Source organism: Streptomyces sp. DvalAA-14, from assembly GCF_900091855.1.
In the GTDB taxonomy this organism is placed as follows: Bacteria; Actinomycetota; Actinomycetes; order Streptomycetales; family Streptomycetaceae; genus Actinacidiphila.
Map to the genome: position 1 here is coordinate 19012 of NZ_FMCH01000479.1, position 10555 is coordinate 29566.

At 72.7% G+C, this 10555-nt stretch carries 12 protein-coding genes; 6 read left to right on the forward strand and 6 right to left on the reverse strand.

Annotated elements, in window-relative coordinates:
- Positions 1-94: 94 nt before the first annotated feature.
- Entirely contained in the window at positions 95-535 is a 441-nt protein-coding gene (locus tag GA0115240_RS25405) for a nitroreductase family deazaflavin-dependent oxidoreductase (protein ID WP_093740020.1), read from the reverse strand.
- 117 nt (positions 536-652) lie between these two features.
- Entirely contained in the window at positions 653-1528 is an 876-nt protein-coding gene (locus tag GA0115240_RS25410) for a TIGR03620 family F420-dependent LLM class oxidoreductase (RefSeq protein WP_176725167.1), read from the reverse strand.
- A 258-nt stretch (positions 1529-1786) separates the two neighbouring features.
- Here GA0115240_RS25410 and GA0115240_RS25415 point away from each other — a divergent pair, with 258 nt between their 5' ends.
- Together GA0115240_RS25415 and GA0115240_RS25420 are read left to right on the forward strand one after the other, a co-directional pair.
- Positions 1787-2068 carry a hypothetical protein gene (locus GA0115240_RS25415; RefSeq protein WP_093740024.1) on the forward strand — a complete coding sequence of 94 codons (282 nt, stop codon included), beginning with the start codon at positions 1787-1789 and terminating at the stop codon, positions 2066-2068.
- A 326-nt stretch (positions 2069-2394) separates the two neighbouring features.
- Complete coding sequence (locus GA0115240_RS25420) at positions 2395-3864, forward strand: MFS transporter (RefSeq protein ID WP_093740026.1); 1470 nt, start codon at positions 2395-2397, stop codon at positions 3862-3864.
- Positions 3865-3945: 81 nt separating this feature from the next.
- Here GA0115240_RS25420 and GA0115240_RS25425 read toward each other — a convergent pair whose 3' ends face one another.
- Positions 3946-4380 carry a hypothetical protein gene (locus GA0115240_RS25425; RefSeq protein WP_093740028.1) on the reverse strand — a complete coding sequence of 145 codons (435 nt, stop codon included), beginning with the start codon at positions 4378-4380 and terminating at the stop codon, positions 3946-3948.
- A 434-nt stretch (positions 4381-4814) separates the two neighbouring features.
- Here GA0115240_RS25425 and modA point away from each other — a divergent pair, with 434 nt between their 5' ends.
- The 3 genes from modA to GA0115240_RS25440 all read left to right on the forward strand — a co-directional run bounded on the left by modA (position 4815) and on the right by GA0115240_RS25440 (position 7842).
- Entirely contained in the window at positions 4815-5666 is an 852-nt protein-coding gene (gene modA / locus GA0115240_RS25430; RefSeq protein WP_093740030.1) for a molybdate ABC transporter substrate-binding protein, read from the forward strand.
- Positions 5667-5737: 71 nt separating this feature from the next.
- Complete coding sequence (locus tag GA0115240_RS25435; protein ID WP_256069972.1) at positions 5738-6556, forward strand: ABC transporter permease; 819 nt, start codon at positions 5738-5740, stop codon at positions 6554-6556.
- Positions 6557-6699: 143 nt separating this feature from the next.
- A complete protein-coding gene (locus GA0115240_RS25440; protein ID WP_093740034.1) occupies positions 6700-7842 on the forward strand; it encodes an ABC transporter ATP-binding protein in 1143 nt (380 codons plus the stop codon).
- Positions 7843-7902: 60 nt separating this feature from the next.
- Here GA0115240_RS25440 and GA0115240_RS25445 read toward each other — a convergent pair whose 3' ends face one another.
- Positions 7903-9150 (reverse strand): ThuA domain-containing protein, encoded by a 1248-nt coding sequence (locus tag GA0115240_RS25445; protein ID WP_093740036.1) that lies wholly within the window; start codon positions 9148-9150, stop codon positions 7903-7905.
- A 320-nt stretch (positions 9151-9470) separates the two neighbouring features.
- On the opposite strand from GA0115240_RS25445, the gene GA0115240_RS25450 reads away from it, so the two are divergent.
- Positions 9471-9932 carry a VOC family protein gene (locus GA0115240_RS25450; protein WP_093740038.1) on the forward strand — a complete coding sequence of 154 codons (462 nt, stop codon included), beginning with the start codon at positions 9471-9473 and terminating at the stop codon, positions 9930-9932.
- On the opposite strand, the gene GA0115240_RS37225 is transcribed toward GA0115240_RS25450, so the two are convergent.
- Positions 9929-10090 carry a hypothetical protein gene (locus tag GA0115240_RS37225; protein ID WP_161302441.1) on the reverse strand — a complete coding sequence of 54 codons (162 nt, stop codon included), beginning with the start codon at positions 10088-10090 and terminating at the stop codon, positions 9929-9931. The genes GA0115240_RS25450 and GA0115240_RS37225 overlap by 4 nt on opposite strands.
- Before the next feature lie 207 nt (positions 10091-10297).
- Positions 10298-10555 (reverse strand): helix-turn-helix domain-containing protein (locus tag GA0115240_RS25455; protein ID WP_141708960.1); only part of this gene is annotated, 258 nt, incomplete at its 5' end.

Here is a 10555-nt window from a genome sequence, read left to right on the forward strand (position 1 = left end):
TCATCCACCGGGAACCCCGGGCCGGGCCAGTGGCCCGGGCCGGAACAGCCGTACCACCGAGCCGCTGTCCCGCCGGGTGATCGCCGGGAACGGCTCAGTCGGCGACCGGCTCCAGCACGAAGACCGGGATCTCACGGTCGACGTTCTTCTGGTAGGTGGAGTACTCGGGGTACACCGAAAGGGCCCGCTGCCACCATTCGGCCTTCTCGGCCCCGTGCACCTCACGGGCCCGCATATCGCGTCTGACCGCGCCGTCCTGCAGTTCGACCTCCGGATGCGCGCTGACGTTGTGATACCAGGCCGGATTAGTGGGGGCGCTGCCGTCGGAGGAAACCACCGCGTAGCGCCCGTTGTCCTCGACCCTGATCAGGGGATTCTTGCGCAGCACCCCGGTCTTCGCCGCTCTGGACGTCAGGATGACCACCGGCCGCCCCCGGAAGAGCCGGCCCTGCGCGCCGTCGGTCGCCTCGTACTGGGCGACCTGGTCCCGGACGCCGGGACGGGGGCTCGGTTCGTATGCGCCGTGCAGAGGCATCGCGGGACTCCTGGTCGATGTCCGAGTCGGTTGCGGCCGTGGTCGCGACGTTACCCCGGCCGCGGGGCGGCGGCATGTCGGCGGGCGGCGCGGACGTACCGCTCGCGCGGGCCGTCCTCAGGCGGTGAGTTCGAGGATTCCGGCCAGCCGGCGCCAGGCCTGGCGCGGCGCCCCCAGCGCTCCCGGCTCCCGCCGGATCTGGAGGGCCAGGTGGTCGGCTCCGGCGGTCAGGAACTCCGCGAGCCGGGCGCGCACCGCCTCGTCGGTGCCCCAGACGACGAGTTCGTCCACCATCCGGTCGCTGCCGCGGCCGGCGAAATCGCGGTCGGTGAAGCCGAGTCGCCGCAGATTCGCCTCGAAGTTGGGCAGTTGGAAGTAGTGCGGGAGGAAGCCGCGGGCGATCTCCCGCGCCTTGTCCGGGCGGCTTTCCAGCACCACCGAGACCTCGGGGGCCAGCAGCGGCTCGTCGCCGAGCACCCCGCGGGCCTTGGCGATGTACTCCGGGCCGACGAGATACGGAAGCGCGCCGGCCGAGCGGTCCCGGGCCAGCCGGAGCATCTTCGGCCCCAGCGCCGCCAGCACCCGGCGCCCGGCCGGCACCGGGCTCGCCGCGGTGTCCAGGGCGTCGAGGTAGGCGGCCATGGTGGCGCGGGGCCGCCGGTAGTCCGGTACCAGCTCCGCGTGGCTCGCGCCCAGCCCCAGGACGAACCGGTCCGGGTGCAGCCGCTCCAGACCCGCCCGCTGCTCGGCCACCACCCGCGCGGGCTCGCACCAGATGCTGGAGATCGCGGTCGCCAGCACGATCCGCTTGGTGGTGGCGGCGAGCTTCGCGGCGTGCCGCACGCTGCTGCTGCCGCCGAGCCAGAGCGCGCCGAAGCCCAACTCCTCCAGCTCGGCCGCCGCCTCCCCGAGTCCCGCCTGGCGGGCCGGCTCCTCCGCGCGCAGTTCCGGGCTGAAGATGCCGAAGGTTCCGACCGCCAATCCCGATGCCATGGCCCGCCCTGTCTGTTGTCCGGCTCGTCGCTGGTCAGGTGCCTCCCCGCCCCGCCGGCCATCCCTGCGCCCGGTGGTCTTCCCCCGTCCTGATGAAGGCCCTGCGCCACCTGGATTGTCGATATGGCGTCTTTCCGCGGTGCCGATCCCGCCGGCCCCGGCCGGCCCCGGCCGGCCTTGAGGCGCGGCGGCGCACGGCCGCACGCGGATGGCGGCACCCCGGATGCGGAGCGGTGGCGGGCCTCGCATGCTGAACGCATGACCCCTCAGCAGCCTCAGCGGATGATCGAGATCGACTCGCGGCTCGTCAGGACCGGGGCGGTTCTGACCGCGGCGGGCGCGGCGCTGGCCTGGACCGGTATGGCGATCGCGGGCTTCGCCCTGGTCACCGCCGGTCGCCGGATGCTCGACCGGATGGACACGACACCCTCCGAGCAGGCGGCCGTCAAATGGCGGCAGGCCAGGGAGGCATCCCGGGCAGGCATGCAGGCATGGCAGTCCGCCTCGGATGCCGGCAACGGGCAGATGGCCCGCTTCTGACGGCCGACTTCCGGCCGACCGCCCGTCCTGTCCCGCCCGCCGACGGCGCCCTGGCCGGCGGCGGGCGTCGAACCGATCCGCTCGAACCCACCCGGGCGCCGTGACGGACCGTCGCGGCGCCGGGAGCCGGCACCAACCGCAATCCGGGCCCCGCCCCGTCGTGTACGGGGGCGGGGCCCGTTGGCGTGACCGGTCCCCGGCCGATCGGCGGACCCGGGCGGGACCCGTGCCTCCCCACCGAAACGGAACCGGGATTCCTCATGCGATAGTCTGTCCGGCGCTGGCGGAATGGAGATTCCGCTTACCAGGACGGGCGAGGGAGTCCCATGGCGTCAGAGACCCGACGCACGCACCATCAGGTCACGTTCGCGGTGCTGGCGGCGGCAGTCGCCGCCTACGCGCTGCTCCAGTCGCTGGTCACCCCGGTACTGGGGACCATCGCGGTCGACCTGCACACCAACCAGAACACCGTCACCTGGGTGTTGACGGCTTATCTGCTGTCCGCGTCGATCTTCACGCCGATCATGGGCCGGATCGGCGACATGGTCGGCAAGGAGCGGGTGTTCGTCGCGACCCTCGTGGCCCTGTCGGTCGGCTCACTGCTGGCCGCGCTGGCCACCAATGTCACGGTCATGATCGTCGCCCGCGTCATCCAGGGCATCGGCGGCGGTGTGCTGCCGCTGGCCTTCGGCATCATCCGGGACGAGTTCCCCAAGGAGAAGCTCGCCGGGGCCGTCGGCGCGATCGCCTCGCTGAGCGCGGTCGGCGCCGGTCTGGGCATCGTGCTGGCCGGGCCGATCGTCAACGCGCTCGACTACCACTGGCTGTTCTGGCTGCCGATGATCCTGACCGTGGCGGCCGCGGTCGCCGCGCACTTCTTCGTACCGGAGTCGCCGGTGCGGACCGAGGGAAAGATCAGCTGGCCGCCCGCGCTGCTGCTGTCCGCCTGGCTGGTCGCGCTGCTCGTCGCCCTGAGCGAGGCGCCGACCTGGGGCTGGGGCTCGGGCAAGGTCGTCGGCCTGCTGATCGCCGCGGTCGTGCTGGCCGTGGCGTGGGTCGAGGTCGAACGGCGGGCCGCCGCCCCGCTGATCGACATGAACATGATGCGCCGGACGGCGGTGTGGACCAACAACCTGGTCGCGCTGCTGATCGGCGTGGGCATGTACGCGGTCTTCGCCTTCCTGCCCGAATTCGTCCAGACCCCGAAGAGCACCGGCTACGGGTTCGGCGCGAGCATCACCGAGTCGGGCCTGATCCTGCTGCCGTCCACCGTCACGATGTTCATGGTCGGGATGTGGGCCGGCAGCTTCGCCCGCCGGATCGGCGCCAAGGCCGTGGTGGTGATCGGCTGCGTCGTGGGCCTGGTCTCGATGGCCCTGCTGGCCTTCGCGCACCAGGAGAAGTGGGAGCTGTTCCTCGCCACCGCCGTCATGGGCGTCGGCTTCGGGCTGGCCTTCTCGGCCATGTCCAGCCTGATCGTCAGCGCGGTGCCGCCGGAGCAGACCGGCGTGGCCAGCGGGATGAACGCCAACATCCGTACCATCGGCGGCTCCATCGGCGCGGCCCTGATGGCCAGCATCGTCACCGCCGACCCGGCCGCCGACGGGCTGCCCCGCGAGGCGGGTTACACCCACGGCTTCGCGATGCTGGCCGGAGCGCTCGTCGTGGCCGCGCTGGCCGCGATGCTGATACCCGCCTCGGGGCGGCGGCTGCGCGGGGGCACGGACGGCGAACCCGAGCACGCCGAACTGGCGCTGGTCCCCGGCGGAACCGTGGTGGGCGACGCGTCGGAGTGATCCGGCGCGGCCGGATCGGGCGCGGGCGCGGCAGCTGCCCGCCGGCCCGGTCCGGCCCTGCCCGCCCCCGCGGCCGCCGGATCAGCCGGCCGGGGCGGGCAGGTGGGCGGCCACCCGGACCGCGCTGATGCCGCTGATGTGACGGGCGCCGCACCGGTCCTGGGGAACGACGAGTTGGGGCCCCGGGCCGTCCAGCGGCGCTCCGTCCGCCCAGGTGGCGAGCAGCACTGGGGCGCCGCAGAAGTCGGGGTCGATCTCCGCCCAGGACAGCAGCGCCAGATGTCCGTCGAGCCCGGTGACCGTGATCAGGAACCGCAACCGGTCCCGGCGGCCGGCCGGTCCGAAGGCGGGGCCGGCCGCCACGAGCACGTCGTACAGCAGCGGGCCGCGGAAGCGATGGCGCTGTACGCCGCTGGTCGCGCACTCGAAGCTGACGTCCATGTCCCGCTCGGGCCAGGCGCGCAGCGCGGTGACGGTGAGGCGGGTGGGCCGGGCGAGATCGCCCAGCAGTGCCACGGATCGCGGATCCGGGGCCGTGGGTCGCGGTTGCGGTTGCGGTTGCGGTTGCGGTTGCGGTTGCGGTTGCGGTTGCGGTTGCGGTTGCGAGGATTCTGCGTCGGATACCGCGCGGACGCGGCCGTGAAATGCCGTCACACCTCTCATATGCGCCTGTTCGCCGGGAACCGCAAGACCGCCGGGACCACCGAGTGCGCCGAAAGCCGGGGAAGGTGCGGGAAGCCGCGGGAAGTTGCCGGGGCTTGCGCGAAGCTGCCGGGAGGCCGACTACGAGGGCTGCGACCGTGTGATCGCACAAGCCCGGGGGAATGCTCGGATCGTTCGGATTCTGCAATGCTTCAGCCGGCATTGCCCTCGCAGATGCGGCGCTACCATCGCGAATACCGAGGTAGGCGTACCCGCGTCACCGTACGCGGCAGAGAGGATGACATCCTGTGACCACCCGTTTCGCGCGGCGCAGCACGTTGTGCCTGGCGGCAGGCGGCGCCGCCGCCCTGCTGGTTTTGACGGCCTGCTCCTCGGACTCCGATTCGTCGTCGGACGCGTCGCCGTCGTCGTCGGCGTCCGCGCCCTCCTCCGCGTCGCCGACACCGTCCGGTTCACCGAAGGTGTCCGGCACAGTGGTGGTGTTCGCGGCGTCTTCGCTGAAAGAGAGCTTCACCACACTCGGCAAGCAGTTCGAGACCGCCTATCCCGGCGCCAAGGTGTCGTTCAACTTCGGCGGCAGCGACACCCTGGCGGCCAGCATCACCAGCGGCGCGCCCGCCGATGTGTTCGCGGCGGCCAGTCCGAAGACCATGAAGACCGTCACGGACAAGGGCGACGGCGACGGCACGCCGACCACCTTCGTCCGCAATCAGCTGGAGATCGCCACTCTGCCCGGCAACCCCAAGCACATCAGGACCCTGAAGGACCTGACGGGATCCGGTCTGAAGGTCGCGCTGTGCGCCAAGACCGTGCCGTGCGGATCGGCGGCGCAGACCGCGCTGACCGCCAGCAACCTCAAGCTCACCCCGGTGTCGTACGAGCAGGACGTCAAGTCGGCGCTGACGAAGGTGGAGCTGAAGGAGGTCGACGCCGCGGTCGTCTACAAGACCGACGTCCAGACGGCCGGCGGCAAGGTGGACGGCGTGAACTTCCCCGAGTCGGCCAAGGCGATCAACGCGTACCCGATCGTGGAGCTCAAGGGCGCGCCCAACGCCGACGGCGCGCAGGCGTTCATCGCGCTGGTGGAGTCCTCCCTGGGCCAGAAGGTGCTGACCGAAGCGGGCTTCCTCAACCCGTGACGCGCCGTACCACCGAGCAGCTCGTCGATGCCCCGGCCGGACCCGTCGCGGTCCGGCCGGGGCGCCCGCGGGTGCCGGGACGCCCGCGGATCGGCGGACGGTTGTTCCAGGGCGGCGGCCCGCCGCTGCCGTTGCTGCTGCCGGCCCTGATCGGTCTGGCGTTCCTGCTGCTGCCGCTGCTGGCGCTGCTCATCCGGGCGCCGTGGCGGACCCTGCCGCAGCAGCTGACCAGCGCGTCGGTCTGGCAGGCGCTGCGGCTGTCGCTGGAGACGGCGACCACCGCGACGGCGGTCGCGCTGGTGCTGGGCGTGCCGCTGGCCTGGCTGCTGGCCCGCACCGTCTTCCCGGGCCGGCGGATCGTCCGGGCCCTGGTGACGCTGCCGCTGGTGCTGCCGCCGGTGGTGGGCGGCGTGGCGCTGCTGCTGGCGCTGGGCCGCAACGGAGTGGTCGGACGGTGGCTGGACTCCTGGTTCGGCATCACCTTGCCGTTCACCACCGCGGGGGTGGTGGTGGCGGAGGCGTTCGTGGCCATGCCCTTCCTGGTGATCAGCGTGGAGGGCACCCTGCGGGCCGCCGACACCCGTTACGAGGAGGCCGCGGCGACCCTGGGCGCGTCCCGCTTCACCGCCTTCCGGCGGGTCACCCTGCCGATGATCATGCCGGGGGTGGCGGCCGGCGCGGTCCTGGCGTGGGCGCGCGCGCTCGGCGAGTTCGGCGCCACCATCACTTTCGCGGGCAGCTTCCCCGGCCGCACCCAGACGATGCCGCTCGCCGTCTACCTGGCCCTCCAGGACGACCCGGCGGCGGCGATCGCCCTCAGCCTGGTCCTGCTGGCGGTCTCCATCGCGGTGCTGGCGGGGCTGCGCGACCGCTGGACGGGAACGGTATGACAACGGGCGGGCGGACACCGGGCGGACCGGCAGGCGGCGGACCGGTATCGGGCGGACCTGTGGCGGGCGGACCGGCAGCGGGCGGATCCGCGCCGGGCCGGACCGACCCGGGCCGGACCCATCCGGGGAGCCGGCCGGGGCCGGTGGCGGAGGAGACCGGCCCCGGGCCCCGGGCCGGCGCGGGCCGGGCCGCCGGTGTCAGCAAGGGTGACGGCGACGGGAGCGGGCTCGATGCCCATCTCGTCCTGGCGCAGGGCTCCTTCACCCTGGATGTCCGGCTGGCGGTCGCACCCGGACAGGTGCTGGCACTGCTCGGGCCGAACGGCGCCGGGAAGACCACGTCGCTGCGCGCGCTGGCCGGGCTGGCCGCGCTGACCGGCGGCCATCTGCGGCTGGACGGCGCGACCTTGGAGGAGCCCGCGGTACGGCGCCGGGTGCCGACCGAGCGGCGGCCGGTCGGGGTGATCTTCCAGGACTATCTGCTCTTCCCCCATCTGACGGCCCTGGAGAACGTGGCCTTCGGACCGCGCTGCCACGGCGTGCCCCGCGCGCAGGCCCGGGCGCTGGCCGCGGATCTGCTGGCGCGGATGGGACTGGCCGAGCACGCGGCTGCCAAACCGCGGCGGTTGTCCGGCGGGCAGGCGCAACGCGTCGCGCTGGCCCGGGCGTTGGCCACCGGCCCCCGGCTGCTGCTGCTCGACGAACCGCTGGCCGCGCTGGACGCGCGCGCCCGGCTGGACGTACGGGCCGAACTGCGCCGCCACCTGGCCGCGTTCGAGGCAGTGGCGGTGCTGGTCACGCACGATCCGCTGGACGCGATGGTGCTCGCCGACCGGCTGGTGGTGATCGAGGACGGCCGGGTGGTGCAGGAGGGCAGCCCGGCCGAGATCGCCCGCAGGCCGCGCACCGACTACATCGCCAGGCTGGTCGGGCTCAACCTCTACCGGGGCGCGGCGCGCGGCCGTACCGTCGGCCTCGGCGCCGACCTGGCGCTGACCACCGCGGACGAGCTGACCGGCCCCGCTTTCGTGGCTTTCCCGCCGAGCGCGGTGACCCTGTCCGCGAGCCGGCCCGGCGAGCCCGGCGCGGGCAACGCCTGGCGGGCCCGGATCACCGGGATGGAGTCGCACGGCGACCGGATCCGGGTGGCGCTGGCCGCGGGCGCGGACGCACTGCCGCTGGCCGCCGACCTGACGACGGTGGCGGTCGCCGAACTCGCCCTGGAGACCGGCGCGCAGGTGTGGGCGCAGGTGGAGGCCGCCCGGACCCACGCCTATCTCGTCTGACCGCCGCGGGCCGCTCGGGGCGGTGGCACCCGGGAGCACGTCCCGGGTGCCACCTGCTGCTCAACTCGGCAGCGTCCACTGCTGGTTGGCGCCGGTGCCGCAGGTCCAGATCTGCAGCCGGGTGCCGTTGGCAGAGCTGGGCCCGGTGGCGTCCAGGCACTTGCCGGACTGCGGGTTGACCAGCGTGCTGCCCGACTTCTGCCACACCTGCGAACCGGTGCCGTTGCAGTCGTACAGGTCCACCTTCGTGCCGTTGGCCGTGCCGGCCGCCGTCACGTCCATGCACTTGCCCAGTGCTTTCAGCGTCCCGTCACTGCCCACGGTCCAGCTCTGGGCGTTGGTGCCGTTGCAGTCGTAGAGCTGGACCGCGGCGCCATTGGTGCTACTTGCCCCGGCGACGTCCACGCACTTGCCGCCGTAGCCCTGGATGGCGCCGACCGGGTTGGCCGGCGGCGGGGTGACCGGGCCGGACTGCCCGGCCGCCCAGCGGATCTCCTGGATCAGCAGCTGGTTCTGCTGGGCGCTGGCGAAGGTCGACGACAGCGTGGTGTTGGTCGCGTAGTCCATCGCGTTGTGGCCGAAGTTGTTGTAGACCATCTTGTAGTTGCGGTTCGTCCAGACGATCGGGTAGTACCCGCTGTACCAGGTCTGGTCGGGGTCGGTCCCGATCGGGAACGTCGACTGGTCCATCGAGGCCAGGATGTCGATGTTCGGGTTCTGCCGCAGGTCGTTCTGCCAGCTGTACCACTCGCTGACCGAGGACGTGATGGTGGACGGCAGGCCGGCGGTGGCCGGGTGGCCGGGGTCCTCGATCTTCAGCGTCTCCGAGGTCGGCCCCCAGCTGTTGGACTCGAACAGCCCGGTACCGAGGAAGGTCTGGTGGTACCAGGACCAGCTGTTGGACGAGGAGTCGTTGTAGGCCGCCACATGGAAGCCGATCCAGCCGCCGCCGTTGTTCATGTACGTCTGGAAGGCGCTCTGCTCGGCTGCGGTCTGCGGGGCGTTGTCGAGGAACATCACCACCTGGTAGTTGGCCAGGTTGGCGGCGTTGAGCTGGGTCCAGTCGTTGGTCGAGGTGTACGAGAAGCCGTACTGCGCCGCGTGCTGCGGGAACCAGGCGTTCGCCTCGTGCACGAAGCTGATGTGCGCGGCGTCGTAGGTGCCGTCGTAGAAGGCGAGCACCTTGAAGGGTGTCGCGGCCCGGGCGTGGTGGGCGGGCGCCACCTGGAGGCCGAACACCACGGCGACCAGGGCGAGTAGCCGTATCAGGGTGCGGGACCAGGGTATTGCCGTGCGGGTTGCGGTCATGGGGGGCCCTTCCTCGTTCGCGAACGGTGGGGGAGCGAGCTCGTGCACCAGGATTCAAAGGTCTGGACGATGTTCATGTCAATGACTTTGGTCCATACCATCTCCGCGACACTTCCCCCCTCGGTACCGCGGTCCCAGGAGTCCCCCGACGCCGGCCCCCGGACCTCGATCCGCAGGTCGGCGCGCGCGGCAGGCGCGCGGGCTGGGGTGCGCCCTCGCGGCGGCGCGACCGACCGGGCGGGAGCGACCGTCCGGGGCGGCACGGGCGGGTGTCCGTTTCCTTCACGACGCGGGCGCCCGCCCTGTCTACCGTGGGCTCCATGACAGCACGCACCGCACCCCGCTTCGACCTGATCGGCCTGACGGTCGCCGACATGGCCGCCTCGCTCGCCTTCTACCGGCGCCTCGGCATCGAACTGCCCGCGGCGGCGGACACCCAGCCGCACACCGAGGCGGTCCTGCCCGGCGGCCTGCGGATCGCCTGGGACACCGTCGAGACGGTCCGCTCCTTCGACCCCGAGTGGACCCCGGCGGCCGGCAGCCGCGTCTCCCTCGCCTTCGACTGCGGCTCCCCGGAAGCCGTGGACGCGCTCTGGACCGAGCTGACCGAGGCTGGCCACACGGGCCGGCTCAAGCCCTGGGACGCCTTCTGGGGACAGCGCTACGCGATCCTGCACGACCCGGACGGCAACGCGGTGGACCTGTTCGCCGCCTCGCAGCCGCTGTCCGAGCCGGCGCCGCAGTCGGAGCGGCAGTCGGAGCCGCAGCTGCCGGACGCCTAGGTGTTCTGTCCGGGGAGACGGGCGGCCGCCCCGTGGGCGATCGAGAGTGCCCCGGACGTCGCCGCGGTGTCGTCGCCGGTGGCGAAACTGACGACGGCCAAGGTGTTGCCCACCACGACCACGACCAGCCTCTCCCGGGAGACGAACGGGCCGTTCACCACCCGGATCTCGGCGTACCAGGACGCGTCGCCGATGCCGGCCGACCCCCGGCGGTGCCACCGTCTCCGTCGCCGTGTCGCCGGTGAAGCCGCCGCAGTCGGCAAGGGTGGAGCTGACGGAAAACAACTCCCGGCGGACGGCGCCGACTTGCCGTGGCGCAGCCGGACGCGGACGCGCGAGCCCGCCCGGTCCGTCCGGACCGGCTCCTACTGCTCGGCGCCGGCCAGCAGTTCGGTGAGCGGGACGCCGGTCAGGGCCTTGACCTCGCGGGAGAGGTGGGGCTGGTCGGCGTAGCCGGAGTCGGCGGCTACCGTGGCGAAGGGGGCGCCGGCGCGGGCCAGGGTGAGGGCGCGCTGGAGGCGCAGCACCCGGGCGAGGGTCTTGGGGCCGTAGCCGAAGGCAGCCTCGCAGCGGCGGCGCAACTGCCGCTCCCCCAGGCCCGTTCGGGCCGCGATCTCGCCGAC